Genomic DNA, 19,324 nt, shown 5'->3' with positions numbered 1-19,324 from the left:
ATTACCGCAGACGGGTGGAGAACGACTGGTCTCGCTGAGTGTCGGCAGACGGCCCATCGGCGGTGCGAACCCCGTCGGTGGCCAGGGCCTGAGCCTGGGCGTCGGCGATGTGGTCGACCTCGACTGGAAACTCGCGGGCGTCGTGTGCGGTGGGGCCGCGATGTTCACCTGTGGTGGTGTCGGTCTCATTGCGGGGAATTCGTCCCATGATCTGGGACCCGGGTTTCACCTCGTGGTTTGGCTGTGACACAGTGGAATTTCGCATACCCCGGCGTTCCTCGGAGGTTCTCATGTCCGCGATAACTCCACCGCTGTCTCGAAGGCTCGATGGCCTGCAGAGTTCGGCGATTCGCGACCTGCTCAAACTCACCGCGCGCGCCGATATCATCAGCCTGGCCGGTGGCCTCCCGGATGCCGAGCTAATGCCCCGTGATCGCATTGCGGCTGCGGCCGAGGCGGCGCTGGCCGACCGGTCGGTCCTGCAATACACCGAATCGCCGGGCTGGGGACCGCTGCGTGAGGTGCTCGCCGCCCGCGAGTCGGCGCGGCTGGGCCGCCCGGTGCCGGTGGACGAGGTCTTCGTCACGCACGGCTCGCAGCAGGCACTGTCACTGCTGGCCGAGGTGCTGCTCGATCCGGGTGCGCTGGTCGTGGTGGAGGATCCGGCGTATATCGGTGCGCTGCAGGTGTTCCGGTCCGCCGGAGCCCGTATCGTCGCGGTCCCGCTGGATGCCGAGGGCATGCGCGTGGACGTCCTGCGTGAACTGCTGGCCACGGGGGAGCGCCCGGCCTTCGTGCACACCGTCAGCAACTTCCACAATCCGGGCGGCGTCACCATGAGTGTGCAGCGCCGCATGGAACTGGCGGAACTCGCTACGGCACACGGCTTCTGGGTCATCGAGGACGATCCGTACGGCGAACTCTGGTTCGACAGCCCCGCCCCCGCGCCGGTGGCGACGTACTCGCCCAATGCGATTCGCCTGTCCAGCGCCTCCAAGATCCTCGCCCCCAGCCTGCGTGTGGGCTGGATGGTCGCGCCCACCCAGGTGTGCCGCGCGGTGGAACTCCTCAAGCAGGGCGCCGACCTCTGCGGCTCCGCCCTCACTCAGCAGATCACCGCCGACCTGCTGTCGGACACCGATTGGCTGGCCGCCCATGTCGATTCGGTCCGCAAGATCTACAGCGAGCGCGCCCACGCCCTCGTCGACGCCGTCCGCACCAGCTTCGGCGACCGCATCGTCACCACCGACGCCACCGGCGGCATGTTCGTGTGGGCCGACTTCACCGACGGCACCGACACCCAATCCCTCCTCCCACACGCCCTCGACGCCGGCGTCGCCTACGTCCACGGCTCGGCCTTCGCCGTCACCACCGACTACACCCACTCCATGCGCCTGTGCTTCACCACCTCGGACACCACCGTCCTGCGGGAAGCGGTCGACCGCTTGGCCCAAGCCCACGCGTCCGCCCCCGCCCGGGTCTAGCCACTGGACCGCTGCTTCGCCGGGTCTACCCCCAAGATCACGGCTCGCAGGCATCCGATGAATTGTTGTTCGCGGCATCCCGCTCCGTCATCCCGCATGTTTTTGGCCGGGATCCACACCCGCAATGGTGTGGCGGGTCGCGGTGGATCCCGGCCAAAAGCGCGCCGGGATGACGAGGGGAATCCGTCCGCTGGGCATCCGTTCCGGGGCATCGCCCGGGCCTGGTCGCGGGCACCAAGATCATCAGGAAATGGTGGCGGCATTGTGCGAGTGGCCGCCGCCCTCAGTTCCTGGTCGGTGGCTCAGGCCCAGTTGTAGGTGCGTTCGACTGCCTTGTTCCACTCGTGGAGGAGGTGGTCGCGGGTTTCGTCGGACATCGTCGAGTTCCAGCGCTTGTCTTCGGCCCAGTTGTCGCGAATGTCGTCGGGGGAGGCCCAGTAGCCGACGGCCAGTCCGGCGGCGTAGGCCGCGCCGAGCGCGGTGGTTTCGGTGACAACCGGGCGCACCACGGGGGCGTCGAGGATGTCGGACTGGAATTGCATGAGCAGTTCGTTGATCACCATGCCGCCGTCGACCTTGAGGGTCACTTTTTCGACGTCCAGATGTTGTGCGGCGGCATCGGCGCGCATGGCGTCGATGACCTCGCGGGTCTGGAATGCGGTGGCCTCCAACACTGCTCGGGCGATGTGCCCGCGATTCACGAAGCGGGTGAGGCCGGCGAATACGCCGCGTGCGTCGGGCCGCCAGCGCGGGGCGAAGAGGCCGGAGAAGGCCGGGACGATATAGCAGCCGCCATTGTCGTCGACGGTGCGGGCGAGCGGCTCGATCTCCTCGGCGGCCCCGATCATCCCCAGGTTGTCGCGCAGCCACTGCACCAGCGAACCGGTGACGGCGATGGACCCTTCGAGCGCGTACACGGCGGGTTGGTCGCCGAGGCGATAGCACACCGTGGTCAGCAGTCCGTGCTCACTGAATACCGGTGTGGTGCCGGTGTTCATGAGCATGAAATTGCCGGTGCCGTAGGTGTTCTTGGTATCACCGGGCGACAGGCAGGCCTGTCCGAAGGTCGCCGCCTGCTGATCGCCGAGAATGCCCGCGATCGGCACTCCCGCCAGCGCGGTGGTGGTGATGTCGCCGTACACCTCCGACGAGCTGCGGATGGTCGGCAGCACGGCCATGGGCACCCCGAAATCGGCGCAGATCTGCGGATCCCATTGCAGTGAGCGAAGATCCATCAGCATGGTGCGCGAGGCATTGGTGACATCGGTGAGGTGCTGCCCGGTGAGATTCCACAGCACCCAGCTGTCGATGGTGCCGAAGCAGAGCTCCCCGTCCTCGGCGCGCTGCCGTGCGCCCGGGACGCGATCGAGGATCCACCGCAGTTTGGGCCCGGCGAAGTAGGTGGACAGCGGCAGTCCGGTGCGGTCGGCGTAGCGGTTCGGGCCGTCGGAACCGGCCAGCTCGACGGTGAGATCGGCGGTGCGGGTGTCCTGCCAGACGATGGCATTGTGAATCGGCTTGCCGCTGGCGCGTTCCCACACCACAGTGGTCTCACGCTGATTGGTGACACCGACCGCGGTAATATCGCCCGCGCCGATCCCGAGCTTCTCCAGCACCTCGGCGATCACGAGTTCGGTATTGCGCCAGATGGTTTCGGCATCGTGCTCGACCCAGCCCGGCTGCGGGAAGATCTGCTCGTGCTCACGTTGCGCGACCCCCACTATGAGGCCGTGGTGATCGAAGACGATGCACCGGCTGGAGGTCGTACCGGAATCGATGGCAGCCACATATCGACGCATTCGAGCAGGCTACTCGCCGCGAATGCGCGCCCGGCGCCATGACGCGCGCTGCCACGGACACCACGGGGCGGGGTCGCACGGTGAGCCATTAGTGTGGACTACGGTTGCTCCCGAGTAGCTGAGCTTCGACCAGAGCGTCATCGATACGAGCGCCGCATCGTCGATACCGCGGCGGGCCGGAGGAGTCGAGCATGACGAAGAACCCGCGATCGCAGTTTCTGGGCCCCGAGCAGCGCGAGGAGGCCTGGGCACGGCTGGGCAAGGACACCTTCGATGTGGTGGTGATCGGCGGTGGCGTGGTCGGCGCCGGAATCGCCCTCGATGCCGCCACCCGTGGCCTGGAGGTCGCGCTAGTCGAGGCCCGCGATCTGGCCTCCGGCACCTCCAGTCGCTCGTCGAAGATGTTCCACGGCGGCCTGCGCTATCTGGAGATGATGGAGTTCGGGCTGGTGCGCGAGGCGCTGCACGAGCGCGAACTGTCGTTGTCCAAGCTGGCGCCGCACCTGGTGAAGCCGCTGAAATTCCTGTACCCGCTCACCCACTACGGCTGGGAGCGGCCCTACGTGGCCGCCGGCCTGACCCTCTACGACACCATGGGTGGGTCTAAATCCGTTCCGGGACAGCATCATCTGACCAAGTCGGGGGCACTGCGGCTGGCTCCGGCGCTCAAGAGCGATGCGCTCACCGGCGGGCTCACGTACTACGACACGGTGGTCGACGATGCCCGGCACACCATGACGCTGGCCCGCACTGCCGCCCACTACGGCGCGGTCATTCGCACGTCCACGCAGGTGGTCGGCTTCCTGCGGGAGGCGGACCGGGTGGTGGGTGTGAGGGTGCACGACAGTGAGGACGGCCGCCGGACCGAGGTTCGCGCGAGTGTCGTCATCAATGCGACCGGTGTGTGGACCGATGAACTGCAAGCTCTCGCGCATCAGCGCGGTCGATTCCATGTGCGTGCGTCCAAGGGTGTGCACATTGTGGTCCCGCGCGACCGCATTGCCAGCGACACCTCGATCATTCTCCGCACGCCGACCTCGGTACTGTTCGTCATCATGTGGGGCACCGATCACTGGTTGATCGGCACCACCGACACCGACTGGAATCTGGATCTCGCGCATCCGGCCGCCACCAAGAACGACATCGACTATCTACTCGAACACGTCAATTCGGTGCTGGTCACACCGCTCACGCATGGCGATATCACCGGCGTCTACGCGGGTCTGCGGCCGCTGCTGGCGGGGGAGAGCGATCAGACCTCCAAGCTCTCCCGTGAGCATGCCGTCGCCCGGATCGCACCGGGCCTGGTCGCCATCGCGGGCGGTAAGTACACCACCTACCGCGTCATGGCCTACGACGCCGTCGACGAAGCGGCACAGGACATTCCGCGCCAGGTGCCGCCCACCATCACCGACAAGGTGCCGCTGCTCGGCGCGGACGGCTACCACGCCCTGCTGAATCAGACCCCGCACCTGGCCGAGAAATACGGGGTGCACCCGTACCGAATCCAGCACCTGCTCAACAGGTACGGCTCCCTCATCGACGAGGTGCTCGGCCTCGCCGACGGCAAACCCGATCTGCTGCAACCGATCGAAGCGTCCCCCGGCTATCTGCAGGTCGAGGTGGTCTACGCCGCCGCCGCGGAAGCCGCCCTGCACCTGGAAGACATCCTTGCCCGCCGCACCCGCATCTCCATCGAATACGCGCACCGCGGCGTCGACTGCGCCGACCAGGTCGCCCGCCTCGTCGCCCCGGTCCTCGGCTGGGACGACGCCGAAACCGCCCGCGAAATAGCCACCTACGTAGCCCGAGTCACCGCCGAAATCGAATCCCAGACCCAACCCGACGATGCCTCCGCCGACGCCCTCCGCATAGCCGCCCCCGAACCCCGCCCCCAAATCCTGGAGCCGGTCCCCGTCGAAAAGTAGCTTCCGCCAGCACAACTGAGTGCCCGTGGCATTGATGACGAGCTCCGCACGCGCGGCCGCCTCGGCCGGATCGCTCGCACTCAGGGTCGGGAGCTCCGGCGGGAATCAATGCACGCCGGCGGTGGCGTCGTGTGCCTGCTGGCAGTCCGGGCACAGGCCGTGCAGGGTCAGCCCGGCGTGCTCGGAGAGGGCGAACGAGCTGCCCAGGCTGGCTTGGGCCAGTGCGGTGCTCAATCGGTCGGCGGGGACTTCGATCATGGTGGCGCATCGGGTGCAGATGGCGTGGTGGTGCGGGTGGTCGGCCAAACCGTAGGTCGTGACGTGCTCGTCGAGCGTCAGCGCATGCAGCACTCCGACCTCCACCAGCGTCGATACCGTCCGATACACCGTGGTCACATCGACCTCGCGGCCCTGCTCGGCGAGCCGCCGATGGATCTGCCCGGCGCTGAGATGTCCGACGGGCGGGTCGATGTCCAGGACGGACAGCACCGCCAGTCGTGGTGTCGTACAACGCAATCCGTGCTCCCGAAGCAGCCTGCGCACCCGGTCTTCGTGATGGCCGGGAGCGGTCCCTGAACCCACTGCGCCGATCTGGTGCCCTGCTCCTGTCATGAGACCAGTGTTGCGCCCAATGCCGTTTGCCGCCAACCCTCTTGTTGCCATCGAGTTGCAACAAGCATGGGGCGAAGTTACCGTTGATTCGTTCGATTCCAACGGTCCTGTGGGAGGGCGCACCATGACAACCACGGAGATCGGGCGGAAGCCTTCGCGGCTGGAAACCATCCGCACGGCACTGACCCGCCGGGAATGGGCGCGGGTCGCCGCCATGGTCGGGGTGGTCGTCGCCCTGCACGTGATCGGCTGGGTCACCCTGGTGGCCATTGTCGCGCCGCAGCATTTCAGCCTCGGTGACAAGACCCTCGGCATCGGTGTCGGTTTGACCGCGTACACCCTCGGCCTGCGGCACGCCTTCGACGCCGATCACATCTCCGCGATCGACAACACCACCCGCAAACTCATGAACGACGGGCAGCGTCCGCTGTCGGTGGGATTCTTCTTCTCCCTCGGCCACTCCACCGTCGTCTTCGTGCTCGCGCTGCTGCTGTCGGTCGGGGTGAAGGCGGTCGTCGGACCGGTCCAGGACGATTCGTCCTCGCTGCACCACTACACCGGGCTGATCGGCACCACCGTGTCCGGCACGTTCCTCTACATCATCGCGATCATCAATATCGTTGTCCTGGTGGGGATCCTGCGCGTATTCCGGAATATGCGCTCGGGCCGATACGACGAAGACGAACTCGAAAAGCAGCTCGACAACCGCGGATTCATGAACCGCTTCTTCGGCGGAGCCATGAAGTCGATCACCAAGCCCTGGCAGATGTACCCCGTAGGCATCCTTTTCGGACTCGGCTTCGACACCGCCACCGAGGTAGCCCTGCTCGTCCTGGCCGGCACCAGCGCCGCCGCCGGACTGCCCTGGTACGCAATCCTCTGCCTGCCGATCCTTTTCGCCGCCGGCATGAGCCTGCTCGACACCATCGACGGCTCATTCATGAACTTCGCCTACGGCTGGGCCTTCTCCAAACCGGTCCGCAAGGTCTACTACAACATCACCATCACCGGTCTGTCCGTAGCAGTAGCCCTCATCATCGGCACCGTCGAACTGCTCGGCCTCCTCGCCGACCAACTCGGCTGGACCGGCGGCATCTGGGACTGGATAGGCGGCCTGAACCTCAATATCCTCGGCTTCGTCATAGTCGCCCTCTTCATCCTGACTTGGCTTGCCGCACTACTCATCTGGCGCTTCGCCCGCATCGAGGAAAAGTGGACCGTCGCACTCGCAGATCAGCCGAGCAGCACCTGAACTCACGCAATCGGAAGAGACGTCTCGTATGAGTCTTGCAGCACATCTGGAGCAGCTCGGCCGCCCGCTGGTCGAGGAGCAGCTGGCGCACCCGACCGTGGCAGGGATCGCGAAAGGCACCCTCGCCGAGCCGGTGTTCCGCTCCTGGCTGGAACAGGACTATCTGTTCCTGCTCGACTACGTCCGCGTCTTCTCCCGCCTCGCCTGGCAGGCCCCCGCCGCCCACCTCGGCGACCTGGTCGACCTCGCGCACGGCACTTTCCACGACGAACTCTCGCTGCACCGCAGTCTCGCCGCGGAGTTCGGCGCCGACCTCGACGGTGCCGCGAAGGGCGAACCGTGCACGAAATACACTGCGTTCCTGCTGGATTCGGCCGCGAACTACGCCGACGGCCTAGCCGCCCTCTACCCCTGCATGTGGGGTTATTCGACGCTCGGCACCATCCTCGCGGCAAACCCGCCCGCCGACCCGCGCTACCAGCGCTGGATCGACACCTACGCCGACCCCGGCTTCGCGGCGCTCACCGCCCGCTGCGCCCAGATGCTCGACGAAGCGGGCGGCGACAATGCGGAGGAGCTGTTCCTGACCGGCATGCGCCACGAACTCGCGTTCTGGGATGTGCCGTTCAGCTGCGAGTGAACCGGTAGGTCATATCGGTGAGCGGGCCGACCTCGATCTGCGAGATCCCGGCGATGCCCAGGTCCATGCAGTGATCCAGGACCAAATAGGTGGGGGCGGAACCGTTGGTGGCGCCGAGCAGCGCGTAATAGTCGGGGCTACCCGACACTCGCGGGCCGACGGCGACCGTGTTGTCCCGCGCGGGATTGAGCTGAATCATGTACTGATAGAGCTCGATCGCCTCGCCGGCGCCCGCATTCTCGGTCCACATGTAGTTCATGAGCGGCAGCACATAGTCGGTGACATCTTTGTCGGTGGCTTCATCAGAGGCGGCCAGCCGGTACTGATGGAACAAGATATCGGAATTGCTGAGCTTCTCCCCGTCTTCGCGCTCTGCGTTCCAGAGCAGGATGGCGCCCTCGTCCGGGATCGGAGTAGCCAGGTATTCGAAGGAATCTTTGGTCGCCGCCGTCCACGTGGTGCGCATGACCCGCCCGGTCGCCGATTTGGGCCAGTCTTGCATAGCCGAACCGTAGAACTTCTCGAACAGAGCCCTCCGATCGGCAAGGGTCTTGATGTGCGCTTCGGTGCGCGCGCCGGCGGCCCTGGCGACCGCGTCCATCTTGGCGGCCCGGTCCTTGCCCTTCTGCACGCATTTGTCGTACACGGCCTTGAGTTTCGCGGCATTGGCCTGTGTGACGTGCTCGTCCTCGGGGATGGCGACCACGTCATCGCCCGGGGCATCGGGAATATCGAACGGTTCGATGTCTGTCATAACACTGCCTTGTGATCAGATGAATCCCCCTCGATGGCAGTGTGCGCCGACCGCATCGGCCGCACGCGGCAATCTGCAAACAAACCGCGGGGTCAATGACCTTCTGCGGGTGGCTGTTTCACCTGGTTCGGTCAGGCGACGACCGTCCGGCACGGTGCGTAAGACAGCAGCCCGATTTTGCTCGGTCATCAACGCTGTAGGTGGACTTGATCCATTCGGCTCGGTTCAGGTCAACGGTCACTGTCGTACTCCCTTGCTACTTCTCGAATCAAGTCTCGGCTGAGTCGGGTGTCCAGCGTGGCACGCTGAACTTTCTTGAACGCTTCGCGATATATCCCGACCTCAATCTGGCGCTCAAAATACATTGCCCCAGCGAAGCTTTCAGCAAACACAACCGTTGGCTCCGACAGCTTCCCCCGGGCGTCCTTCCCGAACAGAAAGATGGTGAACGGAGTCAGCGGCATACCCAGCGGGAATCCCGCATAGAAGGGGAGCACCCGTACCTCGATGTTCTGTCTGCTCTGTGAGCGCCTTCGCGGCGGCGATCGTCTCCTCGTCGAGTCCGAACACCTGGCACAAGCCCAGAACGTCACGGACTCTGACCTTTTCGGTGAGTCCGCGTTCTAATCGGCTGAGGGTGGATTTGTTCCATTCCATCAGTGTGGCGGCCTGCTCGACGGTAAGCCCGGCCTGTTCCCGGGCATCTCGAGAAATCGGCCAAGTTGCCTGCGGGGCAGGGTGCTATCCGTCTCCGCTGGTTCGTCCTCATCAGTCACGGCCGCTCGCCTCCTGTTGCATTCTGGGGCCGAGATTTGTTGCGGAATGCACCGAGAGTAGGCCGCATTGCGCAACACGACCTGGGGATTCGCGCGATTTTCCTCAGGTCGATGGATCCGTCTGTTCCAGCAACGGCGCGGGCACATCCTCGGTGCATGACCTTCTCTTGCCGGCTCGATCAAGCGCAGATCGCGGTGCTGGAAGCACTCGATCCCGGTGGGGTTCTCGCAGTGGACAGCCTTGCGAAATCGGCGGCGCTCACCCTGTGGCGCACCCGAAGTGCGGTATCGAAGCTCTCTTCGCGCGGGCTGATCATGGGGCGGAAGCGAGGTGGGCGCGGCATGTGGGAAATCACCGATCGCGGCCGGAGAACGCTCTCCGCGCGCGGCCGGTACTACCGCTAGCTGTATCGCCCCTGACGAGCGTCACCGAGACTATCTGCCGCCCAATGCCGCAACCGACATCGCTTCGAGGGGGTTTTCATGCCCGCACCAGCTCAACTCCTGGTTTTCCTGCTGTCCTACGTCGGCGTGGTGGCTGCCGTTCGATGGGGGATTTCCGGTGATCGGTCGCACCCGTCCGCCCCTGACGAGCTTCTTCTCGTCGCCGATGGGCACCCGTTCCGCCGCGTCCCGGTTCGCAATCTGCATCGCTTGCATGGGAGGCATCGCGCTTGAGCCGCTAGGTGTGCGGCGCGGGTGTATTCGGCCGCGGGTGTGTAGGGCCTCGGCCTGCCGCCGACGATTCCGGCTTCCACACCACGAAGAGTAGTGAATGTCGTTACCCGGCAGCGAATTCCGCTATCGGTTGAACCTGGATCAGGTGCCGTGCGGTGCGGGCTGGCAGCGTGGGCAGAAGTAGATGCCGCGGTCTGCGCGCGGTAGGGCTGGGTCGTCGGCTAGTAGGTGGACGACCATGTTCGTGCCGCAGCGTCGGCAAGGGCGGCGCTGGCGGCCGTAAGCGAGTGCGCGCCACGGTGGTTGGTGTGCGGCCTGGGTGAGTACGCGGTGCGCTTCGGTGACCAGGCCGGGTAGGTCCGCGATGTCGCCGACCGGTGTCGCCGGGTGGATGCGGCGCAGGAAGCAGATTTCGCTGCGGTAGATATTGCCGATGCCTGCGAGGTTTCGCTGGTCCAGTAGGGCCAGGCCGATGGGTTGTTCGGGTTTCTCCGACAGTCTTCGTACTGCTTCTGCCGCATCCCAGTTCGGGCCGAGTAGATCGGGGCCGAGGTGATCGGTGGCGGTGTGTTCGTCGGGGCGGCGCAGGACCTCCACCAGGCCGAGGGCGAAACCTACGGCCTCCGAGTCGGCGGTGGCGAGGATCAGGCGGGCGGTGAAACCCGGCTTGGTCCAGCGCTGTCCGGGGGTGTAGACCCGCCATTCGCCCTCCATCTTCAGATGGGTGTGAATGCTGAGGTCGGGGGTGCGTACGAACAGGTGCTTGCCGTAGGCGCCGACACTCTCCACCTGCCGGCCGCGCAGGTCGAGGGTGGCGTACTTCGGTACGCGGAAGTCGCTGCGGGTCAGCACCTTTCCCTCCAGGGCACGTCGAAGGCGTGCTGCCGTCAGGAAAACGGTATCGCCCTCAGGCATGGGGAAGTCGCCGGATCACGGGCGGCTCCGCAGTCGGAAACCCTTGGGGGTGGCGGCGAAACCGGCTTGGGTGAGGAAGTCGGCGAAGGTATTGCCGTGCACGGACTCACCGTTCACGCGGTCGATGACCAGCGAATCGACGCGCCGATCGTGCACCAGCCCCGCCAAGGCCGTGGCCGCTGCCGCCCGGGCCGCCGGATCCTCGGTGAAGGTGAGCAGCGTTTTACCCCCGCGCTCCAGATACAGCGCTAGCTCGCCGTCCACCAGCACCACCAGCGCACCCGCCTTGCGACCCGGTCGATGCCCCGCGCCCTCGACGGCCGACTTCGGCCAAGGTAGCGCCGCCCCATACGAATTCGCCGGATCACAGGCAGCGAGCACCAGCGACTTTCCAGCGCTGTCGGCGGAGTAGCTCCCGCCCTGGCCGGCGTAGCCCTCGCCTTCGCCGGCGTAACTCGCGCCCACATCGGCGCGGCGCGGCCGGTCGTTCTCGAACGACCGCAGCCGATCCACCACATCCGTCGTCGAAAACTGTGCCCCACCCAGCGAATCCACGAAATACCCGCGCCGGCACCGCCCCCGATCCTCGAACTCGGTGAGCACCCGATACATCAGCGCGAACCCGCCCCGCACCCCCTCACTCTGCACCGACCCCTTGGTCAGCACCCCGTACCGCTCCAACAGCACATCCGCCGTGGCATGCGCGCGCACCGTATTGTCGGCCACCCGCTCGGGTAGCAGCGCCCACCGCCCCGCCACACTGGGCGGACTCGTCCGCACCGGAATCCCTGTGCGCGGCAGGTACATCCGCCCCCGCGGCGCCCGCCTAGGCGTCCGATGCGCCGTCGTAGTCCGCGCCGTCCCCGCCAGCAGCGCCCGTACCGGCGCAAACGTATCCCCGCCGATATACCCCGCCCACACCAACTCCCACAGCGCCGTAACCACCGCCGACTCGTCCTCCATCCCACTGGCATCAACCAGCTGCCGGAAGAAGTACGCCCCGCCCCCGGCCGTATCCACCACCTGAAATCCGGATCCCGTTGCGAGCGAGCCGATCCTCCGGCGACCAGAGCCCGAATCCGAGCCGGACCGAGCGCCGGAGTGTGCGTCCGAGCTCGAAGCGGAGGTTGAGCCCGACCCGGAGATCGCGTCCTCGGCGGCGGTCCGCGCACGACGGCGATCTGGTGCGATGACGTCGGCTTCGTGCCCGGCTCGCTTTGTGGCTGCGGAAATGTCGGTGGGGTCGTCGGTGCTGGTCGGGCTGTCGAGCTCGGCTGCCTCGGGAGGTGCGGCGCCGCCGATGACTGTGGCGCCCAGGGCCATCAGGAGGCTGATGTGGGTTTCGGTGAGATCGAGGTCGTCGGGTGGGGGGAGGGTGAGGGCGGCCTGGTCGGCGGGGTGCAGGGCCAGCCAGCCGTCTTTGGCGGTGATGGAGCCGTGGCCGGACCAGAGCACCTCGCCGGTGGCCATGAGTTCGTCGAGCATGGCGGGGGAGTAGTCGCGCACGCGGGCGGGAAGGATGAGCGATTCCCAGGCGGAGGCCGGGATCGGTACGCCCGCAAGCTGTTCCACCACGGCGGCGACGCCGTCCACCCCGCGCAGTTCGCCGGTGCCGATGTGCTGCCAGGCCGGGAGGAAGCGGGCCAGGGCGGCGGTGGCGACCGGCTCCACCTCCTTGCGGGCCGCTGCCAGGGAACGGCGGCGCAGGCGGCGCAGTACCTCGCTGTCGCACCATTCGGCGCCGGCCGAACCGGGGGTGAATTCGCCTTCCACCACACGTTTTTCGAGGGCCAGTCGATGCAGGCCGGTGGCGACCACGGCCGTGCCCAGCCCGAATCGCTGTGCGGCCGCGGTCAGCGTGAACGGTCCGTGCGTGCGGGCATATCGGCCGATCAGATCGCCGAGCGGATCGGCGACCGGCTCGATGAAGGCGGCCGGAACACCGATGGGCAGCGGCACACCCAGGGCATCCCGCAGCCGGGCCGCATCCTCGACCGCCACCCACCACCGCGAGCCCGCGAAGGAAACCTCCAGGGCCCGATGAGCTTTCACCAGCTCGGCGAACCACGACCGCGGATCATCGGTGCAGCGCTCGGCGGCCTCCTCGGCGGTGAGCGGCCCGAGCAGCCGCAAGAGATCGGCCAGCCCTTCCATATCCCGCGCATGCCGCTCCGGTGTCAGCCGCTGCAATTCCCGCGCGGTCTGCTCCAGGACCGCGGCATCCAGGAGTTCGCGCAGTTCCACCCGGCCCAGCAGTTCCGCGAGCAGGCTGGAGTCCAGCGACAGCGCCGCCGCCCGGCGCTCCGCGAGCGGACTGTCGCCCTCGTACATGAACTGCCCGATGTAATCGAACAGCAGCGAATTCGCGAACGGCGACGGCGTAGCCGTCTCGACCTCCACCAATCGCACCTGCCTGCGCGCCACCCGGCCCAGCAGATGTCGCAGCGAAGGCAGGTCGTACACATCCTGCAGGCACTCCCGCACCGTCTCCAGCAGGATCGGAAAGTCCGGGAATTTCCTTGCCACATCCAGCAATTGCGCGGCCCGCTGCCGCTGCTGCCACAGCGGTGCCCGCTTCCCCGGATCCCGGCGCGGCAGCAGCAGCGCCCGCGCCGCACACTCCCGGAACCGCGAGGCGAACAGCGCCGACCCACCCACCTGCTCGGTCACCACATCGTCGATCTCATCCGGCTCGAATACGAACAACTCCGCCCCCGGCGGCTCATCCGTGGTGTCCGGCAAGCGCACCACAATCCCGTCATCGGAAGCCGTGGGCGCCGCATCCACCCCGAACCGCTCCCGCAACCGAGCTCCCACCGCCAGCGCCCACGGCGCATGCACCGGCAACCCGTACGGCGAATGCAATACCACCCGCCAGTCCCCGAGCTCATCCCGGAACCGCTCCACCAGCAGCGTCCGATCCGTCGGCAACTGCCCCGTAGCCGCCCGCTGCTCTTGTAGCAGCGCAACCAAATTCGCCGTCGCATTCGAATCCAGCCCGGCCGCCGAAGTAACCCGCTCCAACTCGGTTTCGGGTCGAGCGGCCTTCGCGCGACCAGCGGACTTGCTGCCGCCCTGCCCATTTCGCTTGCTTCGGGAGCCCTTGGTTTCAGCGTCGCGCGTGAGCTCCTGCAGCACCGTGCCGAGTTCGACGGGGTCGGCGGCGCTGACCGGGACCGGCGCGGTAGTCGAGCGCACCGCCTCCGTGCCGTGCTGCTCCACCGCTTTGCCGGCGGTGCGGACGAATTCGCCCAGGGCTGCGCCCAATTCGGCGGGGCGGCCGAGGGAGTCGCCGTGCCAGAAGGGGAGTCGGCCGGGGAGGCCGAAGGCCGGGGTGACGAGGACTCGGTCGAAGGTGATTTCTTCTATGCGCCAGCTGGTGGCGCCGAGGGCGAAGATATCGCCTACGCGCGATTCGTAGACCATTTCCTCGTCGAGTTCGCCTACCCGGGAGGCCTTTTCGCCGACCATGAAGACCGGGAACAAGCCGCGGTCGGGAATGGCGCCGCCGGAGGTGACGGCCAGCCGCTGGGCGCCCGGACGGCCGGTGAGGGTGCCGGCGTCGCGGTCCCACACGATGCGGGGGCGGAGCTCGGCGAATTCGTCGGAGGGGTAGCGGCCGGCCAGCAGATCCAGCACCGAGTCGTAGGCCGAACGGGGGAGGGCGCCATAGCTTCCTGTGCTGCGTACGGTGTCGAACCAGGTTTCGGCGTCGATGGCCTCCAGAGCGCACGCCGCGACAGTTTGCTGGGCGAGGATATCGAGCGGATGCAGCGGAATCTTCAGTTCCTCGATCTGCCCGGCGGTCATGCGCTGCGATGCCACCGCGCAGTGGATGACATCGGTCCGATGCTTCGGGAAGATCACCCCGCGCGAGATCTCACCGACCTGATGCCCGGCCCGGCCCACTCGCTGCAGGCCGCTGGCAACCGAGGGCGGCGCCTCCACCTGCACCACCAATTCGACCGCGCCCATATCGATTCCGAGCTCCAGGCTGCTGGTGGCGACCACACAGCGCAGCCGGCCACTCTTGAGGTCATCCTCGATGAGCGCCCGCTGTTCCTTGCTCACCGAGCCGTGATGCGCGCGCGCCAGCAGCGGTGGCGCACCGTGAATCACCTCGGTGGACGCACCCAATTGCGCGGGCGGCGCATGCTCGGTGTCCACTTCCGCGCCGATGCGCCCGGCGTACTCCTCGTTCAAGCGTGCGGTCAGCCGCTCGGCCAGCCGCCGCGAATTCGCGAACACGATGGAGGACCGATACTCGAGCACCAGATCAACGATGGCCTCGTCCACATGCGGCCAGATGGAGCCCGGCTGATCCGAATCCTCGCCACCCGCATCGGGTTCGGTCATATCCGCCACCGGCACCCGGACCGACAGATCGAACGTCTTGGGCGAGGGCGGATTCACAATCGTGATCGGTGCGCTACCGACCAGGAACCGACCCACCTCGGCAGGCGGCCGCACCGTCGCCGACAGCCCGATCCGTTGCGCCGGACGTTCGAAAGCCGGCGATCCCGAACGCAGTGCATCCAGCCGAGCCAGCGAAAGTGCCAGGTGCGCACCGCGTTTGGACCCGGCAATGGCATGCACCTCATCCACGATCACGGTGTGCACCTCGCTCAGCGTCTCCCGCGCCGCCGAGGTGAGCATGAGGAACAGCGATTCCGGCGTGGTGATCAGAATGTCCGGCGGCGTGCGCAGCAACCCGCGCCGATCGGCCGGACTGGTATCGCCGGACCGCACACCCACACTGATCTCCGGCACCGGCAATTCCAGCCGCTTGGCCGTCTGCGTGATCCCCACCAGCGGCGCCCGCAGATTCCGCTCCACATCCACCGCCAGCGCCTTCAGTGGCGAGATGTACAGCACCGAGGTCTTGCGCTTCTCACCCTTCGCCTTCGGCGGCGCCGGCTCCCGGGTGGCCAGCCGGTCGATGGCCCACAGGAATGCCGACAGCGTCTTACCCGACCCGGTGGGCGCGACGACCAGGGTGTGCTCGCCCGCCGCAATGGCCTGCCAGGCCCCCAGCTGTGCGGCGGTCGGCGCCGGGAAGGCGCCGTCGAACCACTGTCGGGTGGCGGGAGAGAACCGATCCATCGCCCCAGTCTGCACCGGCCCACCGACACTCATTAGCGGCACCCACAGTGATCAAAGGACCCCGTCTGCATCCACCCCAGGTTCGCGGCCCGTCTCGTTCTGGACTGACGGAGCGGGGAGCGAAGCGGAGGAGCGGAGGAGGGAAGAACGAGACATCAGGGGCCGCGAACAGCCGTAGCGAAGCGGAGGCAAATAAACGCCATACGGGCGCTTTCGCCGCGCGTAAGGTTCGAACGGTGCAGAAGGTGCTCCGACTCGATCTGGTCAGTCACGGGATGACCGAGGCGATGCGCAAAGCACGATTTCCGGTCGACGAACCGCTCACCGAGGCCGGTCGCCGCGCGGTCGCCGCCTGTGGCCGCCTGCATGCCGCCCGGGTGCTGACCGCCCCCGAACGCCGGGCCGTCGAGACCGCCACCGTCATGGGCCTCACGGGCGACGAGGATTCGCGACTACGTGATCTGGATGCCGGAGCCTGGCGCGGCGGCGAGCTCATGTCGGTCCCCAAGGAGGACCTCTACCTCTGGCTCACCGATCCGGGTTATCGCGGCCACGGCGGCGAATCGGTGGCCGATGTGGTCGAGCGAACCGGCGAATGGATGGCCGATATCGCGGTCGAGGGCGAGCCCACCATTGCCATCACCCACCCCGCGATCATCCGCGCCGCCCTGCTCGTCACCCTCGACGCGCCCGCAAAATCGTTCTGGCGCATAGACGTTCCCCCGGTCAGCGTGACGCGGCTGCACTATCGCGGCGAATGGACCCTGCACTTCCGGCCGTGAGTCGCAGGCCGATCAGGTGCTGAGCTCGCTGCGCACCATGGCCCGCACCGCATCGGTGATCAACCGCGCGGACAGACTCGGATCGATGGCGCGCTGAATGCCGAGACCCAGACCGAGGCTCAGGACGGCGGTCGCCGCGTCCTCGGCGGGTAGCGGCAGCGTGAGGCCCGTGGAATCCGCCAGCACCTGCAATTGCGCCGCGACGGTGCCGCGTACCAATCCCAGGCTGGAGACGAGGGCGGCCTGCAGCGCCGGATCATCGCGCGCCACGATGGCGAATTCGAATTCGAGCATGGTCCACCCGATATCGCCGAGCGTGCGCTCGGCCCAGCTCTGAAAGCGCTCCAACCGCGCCTCGAGGCTGTCCTCGCCCTCGATCAGTTCGGTGACCTCGCCGAACTTGGTCTCGTGGATGAGTCCCAGCACTTCCAGGCACAGGGCCGATTTGGTCTTGAAGTTCGAGTACACCGCGCCCTTGGAGTACCCGGCCTCCTCGGCGACCCGCTCCAGGCTGGTTTTGGCGTACCCCTCGGTGAGGAACAGGTCGCGCGCGGTCACCAGCAGGTCCGTGCGGGTGCGGGCCTGGCTCTCGGACCGGGTCAGTCGTGCCATGGGAGTGATTCTATGTACTGAAAGATTTGGGATACCATCGGTATCTGGAATCTAGCCGCAGGGAGGTGGAGGCGGTAGTGTTCGAAACCATGAGTAACAGGAACGGGTCACATCGACGTGGCCTGGCCATCGGCTGCGGCGGCACCCTCGGCGCGGCGTGGATCGTGGCGGCGCTGGCCGCCGCGCGCGACGTGCTGAACTGGGATCCCCGCGAAGCCGACGTCATGATCGGCACCTCGGCCGGCGCCGAAATGCTGACCATGCTCGGCAGCGGCATCGGCGTCGACGAGCTGGTGGCCATGCAGGACGGCACCTCCACCAACCCGATCCTGACCGCCCATATGCGCTGCGAGCCCGGGCGTTTCCCGCCGCTGCCGCATGCCCGCCTCGGCGCGCCTGCCCGTGCGGTACGTGAACTGCTCGCCCGCCCCGGCAACGGCCACGCCCTGCTGACCGCCGGCAGCGGCCTGCTCCCGCAGGGCAGCGGTGACGCCGCCTGGCTGCAGCGCCTCGCGGACCGGCTGAATCCGGACCGCAGCTGGGTGCCGCATCCCGCCACCTGGCTGGTGTCCATGAACGCCGCCACCGGTGAGCGCGTGGCCTTCGGCTCACCCTCCGCACCTGACGCGAGTCTCGGTGCGGCACTGCGGGCTTCGTGGGGCGTCCCCGGCTGGTTCCCGGCCGTGCCGATCGCGGGCAGCACCTTCATCGACGGCGGCGCGGCCTCCACCGCCTCGGTGGATCTGCTCATCCCGGCGCAGCTCGACGAGGTGGTGGTGCTCGCGCCGATGGCCTCCACCGGCCGGCTGCCCGCGACCAGCGCAGGTCACTTCCTCGAGCGGCAGATGCGAAATCGCATGAGCGAGAAGCTCGATGCCGAGATCGCCCTGCTGCGCGCCGGCGGCACCAAGGTGCTGCGCCTGGACGCCACCGCCGAGGACCTCGAGGTCATGGGCCCCAATTTCATGGACGGCCGCCGCCGTCTCGCCACTTTCGAACACAGCCTGCGCAGCACCCGCAAGGCCATGGAGCAAGGAGTCTTCGCGTGAGTGGTCAAGCCCGGAGGCGGCAGCGAAGCGTAACCATGCAGGGCTCCACTCACGCGAAAAAGGAAACAGCATGACCATTCTCGGAAAGAACTACCCGGCAATCGATCTCAACGGTGCGCGGGTGCTGATCACCGGCGCGGGCCGCGGCATCGGCCAGTGCACCGCCGAGCTGTTCATCAGCAAAGGCGCTGAGGTGGCCATCGCGGATGTGGACACGACCGCCGCCCAGGCCACCGCAGCCGCCCTGGGGGCGAAGGCATTCGAGCTGGATGTGCGCAATCGCGAGCAGTGGGACAAGGTCGTCGCCGACTTCGGCCGCATCGACATCCTGGTCAACAATGCCGGTGTCATGCCCGCCGGTGCCTTCCTGGACGAACCGGATGCCGTGGGCCACACCACCATCGACGTCAATGTGTGGGGGCTCATCCACGGCATGCGCGCCGTCGCGCCCGCCATGGTCGAGCGCGGCCAGGGGCACATCGTGAATGTCGCCTCGCTCGCCGGCAAGATCCCGATCCCGGGCCTGGCCGTCTACAACGCCAGCAAGTTCGCGGCCGTAGGCCTTTCCGCCGCAACCCGTTTGGAGTTCGCGCCGTACGGCGTCAGCGTCAGCACCGTCATGCCGTCGGCCGTCCGCACCCGCCTGTCCTCCGGCCTCGCACTCGGTGCGGGAATGCCCACCGTCGAGCCCGAAGACGTGGCAGCCGCCGTCGTCAACACCGTCCGCACCCGCAAGGCCGAGGTCGCCGTACCGAACTACCTCGGCCCCATCGACGCCCTCTTCGCCGCGACACCGGAGCCCGCCATCCGCCTGGTCCGCCGCCTCATCAACGGCGACCGTGCGCTGCACCCCTCCGATGAAACGACCCGCGCCCAGTACGAGGCCCAGATCCGCGCCATCGCCACCGACGACCGCGACTGACGCCGAACCATCGAACAG

The 19,324-nt window shown here is 67.1% G+C and carries 16 protein-coding genes and 3 pseudogenes; 8 read left to right on the top strand and 11 right to left on the bottom strand.

Features of this window, described 5'->3' with window-relative positions; genetic code table 11:
• Position 1: 1 nt before the first annotated feature.
• A complete protein-coding gene (locus JWN03_RS14405) occupies positions 2 to 208 on the bottom strand; it encodes a hypothetical protein (RefSeq protein WP_297614595.1) in 207 nt (68 codons plus the stop codon).
• A gap of 82 nt (positions 209 to 290) precedes the next feature.
• On the opposite strand from JWN03_RS14405, the gene JWN03_RS14400 reads away from it, so the two are divergent.
• Entirely contained in the window at positions 291 to 1,484 is a 1,194-nt protein-coding gene (locus tag JWN03_RS14400; protein WP_297614593.1) for an aminotransferase-like domain-containing protein, read from the top strand.
• A gap of 302 nt (positions 1,485 to 1,786) precedes the next feature.
• Here the strand turns inward: JWN03_RS14400 and glpK are convergent, their stop codons facing one another.
• Positions 1,787 to 3,283, bottom strand: a complete 1,497-nt coding sequence (gene glpK, locus JWN03_RS14395; RefSeq protein WP_297614591.1) for a glycerol kinase GlpK — start codon at positions 3,281 to 3,283, stop codon at positions 1,787 to 1,789.
• A gap of 191 nt (positions 3,284 to 3,474) precedes the next feature.
• On the opposite strand from glpK, the gene glpD reads away from it, so the two are divergent.
• Entirely contained in the window at positions 3,475 to 5,211 is a 1,737-nt protein-coding gene (glpD, locus tag JWN03_RS14390; protein WP_297614590.1) for a glycerol-3-phosphate dehydrogenase, read from the top strand.
• Between the two features lie 105 nt (positions 5,212 to 5,316).
• Here the strand turns inward: glpD and JWN03_RS14385 are convergent, their stop codons facing one another.
• Positions 5,317 to 5,823, bottom strand: coding sequence for a Fur family transcriptional regulator (locus tag JWN03_RS14385; RefSeq protein WP_297614588.1), 507 nt, complete (start codon positions 5,821 to 5,823; stop codon positions 5,317 to 5,319).
• A 124-nt stretch (positions 5,824 to 5,947) separates the two neighbouring features.
• On the opposite strand from JWN03_RS14385, the gene JWN03_RS14380 reads away from it, so the two are divergent.
• Positions 5,948 to 7,075: a HoxN/HupN/NixA family nickel/cobalt transporter gene (locus JWN03_RS14380; protein WP_297614586.1), complete on the top strand. Its 1,128-nt coding sequence runs from the start codon at positions 5,948 to 5,950 to the stop codon at positions 7,073 to 7,075.
• A 28-nt stretch (positions 7,076 to 7,103) separates the two neighbouring features.
• Positions 7,104 to 7,715: a TenA family protein gene (locus JWN03_RS14375; protein WP_297614584.1), complete on the top strand. Its 612-nt coding sequence runs from the start codon at positions 7,104 to 7,106 to the stop codon at positions 7,713 to 7,715.
• On the opposite strand, the gene JWN03_RS14370 is transcribed toward JWN03_RS14375, so the two are convergent.
• The 3 genes and pseudogenes from JWN03_RS14370 to JWN03_RS45810 form a co-directional block, all read right to left on the bottom strand.
• Entirely contained in the window at positions 7,702 to 8,469 is a 768-nt protein-coding gene (locus JWN03_RS14370) for a hypothetical protein (protein WP_297614582.1), read from the bottom strand. The genes JWN03_RS14375 and JWN03_RS14370 overlap by 14 nt on opposite strands.
• 230 nt (positions 8,470 to 8,699) lie before the next feature.
• Positions 8,700 to 9,062, bottom strand: a complete 363-nt coding sequence (locus JWN03_RS14365; protein WP_297614580.1) for a Scr1 family TA system antitoxin-like transcriptional regulator — start codon at positions 9,060 to 9,062, stop codon at positions 8,700 to 8,702.
• Positions 9,063 to 9,066: 4 nt separating this feature from the next.
• Positions 9,067 to 9,126 (bottom strand): annotated as a pseudogene (locus tag JWN03_RS45810) (hypothetical protein); the annotation flags it as partial.
• A gap of 275 nt (positions 9,127 to 9,401) precedes the next feature.
• Between JWN03_RS45810 and JWN03_RS14360 the strand changes: the two are divergent.
• A complete protein-coding gene (locus tag JWN03_RS14360) occupies positions 9,402 to 9,650 on the top strand; it encodes a hypothetical protein (protein WP_297614578.1) in 249 nt (82 codons plus the stop codon).
• A 30-nt stretch (positions 9,651 to 9,680) separates the two neighbouring features.
• Here JWN03_RS14360 and JWN03_RS14355 read toward each other — a convergent pair whose 3' ends face one another.
• From JWN03_RS14355 to JWN03_RS14345, 4 genes and pseudogenes are all read right to left on the bottom strand, one after another.
• A complete protein-coding gene (locus JWN03_RS14355) occupies positions 9,681 to 9,896 on the bottom strand; it encodes a hypothetical protein (protein WP_297614576.1) in 216 nt (71 codons plus the stop codon).
• Between the two features lie 168 nt (positions 9,897 to 10,064).
• Complete coding sequence (locus JWN03_RS14350; RefSeq protein ID WP_297614574.1) at positions 10,065 to 10,838, bottom strand: DNA-formamidopyrimidine glycosylase family protein; 774 nt, start codon at positions 10,836 to 10,838, stop codon at positions 10,065 to 10,067.
• A gap of 15 nt (positions 10,839 to 10,853) precedes the next feature.
• A pseudogene (locus tag JWN03_RS45805) lies at positions 10,854 to 11,861 on the bottom strand (Lhr family helicase); the annotation flags it as partial.
• A 147-nt stretch (positions 11,862 to 12,008) separates the two neighbouring features.
• Positions 12,009 to 15,941, bottom strand: a pseudogene (locus JWN03_RS14345) (ATP-dependent helicase); the annotation flags it as partial.
• Positions 15,942 to 16,177: 236 nt separating this feature from the next.
• On the opposite strand from JWN03_RS14345, the gene JWN03_RS14340 reads away from it, so the two are divergent.
• A complete protein-coding gene (locus tag JWN03_RS14340; protein WP_297614570.1) occupies positions 16,178 to 16,723 on the top strand; it encodes a histidine phosphatase family protein in 546 nt (181 codons plus the stop codon).
• 12 nt (positions 16,724 to 16,735) lie between these two features.
• On the opposite strand, the gene JWN03_RS14335 is transcribed toward JWN03_RS14340, so the two are convergent.
• Positions 16,736 to 17,335, bottom strand: coding sequence for a TetR/AcrR family transcriptional regulator (locus tag JWN03_RS14335; RefSeq protein WP_297614568.1), 600 nt, complete (start codon positions 17,333 to 17,335; stop codon positions 16,736 to 16,738).
• Positions 17,336 to 17,424: 89 nt separating this feature from the next.
• On the opposite strand from JWN03_RS14335, the gene JWN03_RS14330 reads away from it, so the two are divergent.
• Together JWN03_RS14330 and JWN03_RS14325 are read left to right on the top strand one after the other, a co-directional pair.
• The gene (locus tag JWN03_RS14330; RefSeq protein ID WP_297614566.1) at positions 17,425 to 18,384 is read left to right on the top strand and encodes a patatin-like phospholipase family protein; all 960 of its coding nucleotides are present in this window, start codon (positions 17,425 to 17,427) and stop codon (positions 18,382 to 18,384) included.
• Positions 18,385 to 18,454: 70 nt separating this feature from the next.
• The gene (locus JWN03_RS14325; RefSeq protein ID WP_297614564.1) at positions 18,455 to 19,306 is read left to right on the top strand and encodes an SDR family oxidoreductase; all 852 of its coding nucleotides are present in this window, start codon (positions 18,455 to 18,457) and stop codon (positions 19,304 to 19,306) included.
• The last annotated feature ends 18 nt before the right edge of the window (positions 19,307 to 19,324 follow it).

It is taken from the genome of Nocardia sp. (genome assembly GCF_025465275.1).
In the GTDB taxonomy this organism is placed as follows: Bacteria; Actinomycetota; Actinomycetes; order Mycobacteriales; family Mycobacteriaceae; genus Nocardia.
This window is presented reverse-complemented; position numbering and strand designations above follow the sequence as displayed.

What these genes read in the sequence shown, in the direction of transcription:
- glpK (WP_297614591.1), bottom strand. Translation starts at nt 3,283, where the DNA reads ATGCGTCGATATGTGGCTGCCATCGATTCCGGTACGACCTCCAGCCGG.
- JWN03_RS14335 (WP_297614568.1), bottom strand. Translation starts at nt 17,335, where the DNA reads ATGGCACGACTGACCCGGTCCGAGAGCCAGGCCCGCACCCGCACGGAC.
- JWN03_RS14370 (WP_297614582.1), bottom strand. Translation starts at nt 8,469, where the DNA reads ATGACAGACATCGAACCGTTCGATATTCCCGATGCCCCGGGCGATGAC.
- JWN03_RS14405 (WP_297614595.1), bottom strand. Translation starts at nt 208, where the DNA reads ATGGGACGAATTCCCCGCAATGAGACCGACACCACCACAGGTGAACAT.
- JWN03_RS14325 (WP_297614564.1), top strand. Translation starts at nt 18,455, where the DNA reads ATGACCATTCTCGGAAAGAACTACCCGGCAATCGATCTCAACGGTGCG.
- JWN03_RS14380 (WP_297614586.1), top strand. Translation starts at nt 5,948, where the DNA reads ATGACAACCACGGAGATCGGGCGGAAGCCTTCGCGGCTGGAAACCATC.
- JWN03_RS14330 (WP_297614566.1), top strand. Translation starts at nt 17,425, where the DNA reads ATGAGTAACAGGAACGGGTCACATCGACGTGGCCTGGCCATCGGCTGC.
- JWN03_RS14385 (WP_297614588.1), bottom strand. Translation starts at nt 5,823, where the DNA reads ATGACAGGAGCAGGGCACCAGATCGGCGCAGTGGGTTCAGGGACCGCT.
- JWN03_RS14400 (WP_297614593.1), top strand. Translation starts at nt 291, where the DNA reads ATGTCCGCGATAACTCCACCGCTGTCTCGAAGGCTCGATGGCCTGCAG.
- JWN03_RS14360 (WP_297614578.1), top strand. Translation starts at nt 9,402, where the DNA reads ATGACCTTCTCTTGCCGGCTCGATCAAGCGCAGATCGCGGTGCTGGAA.
- JWN03_RS14350 (WP_297614574.1), bottom strand. Translation starts at nt 10,838, where the DNA reads ATGCCTGAGGGCGATACCGTTTTCCTGACGGCAGCACGCCTTCGACGT.
- glpD (WP_297614590.1), top strand. Translation starts at nt 3,475, where the DNA reads ATGACGAAGAACCCGCGATCGCAGTTTCTGGGCCCCGAGCAGCGCGAG.
- JWN03_RS14355 (WP_297614576.1), bottom strand. Translation starts at nt 9,896, where the DNA reads ATGCAGATTGCGAACCGGGACGCGGCGGAACGGGTGCCCATCGGCGAC.
- JWN03_RS14375 (WP_297614584.1), top strand. Translation starts at nt 7,104, where the DNA reads ATGAGTCTTGCAGCACATCTGGAGCAGCTCGGCCGCCCGCTGGTCGAG.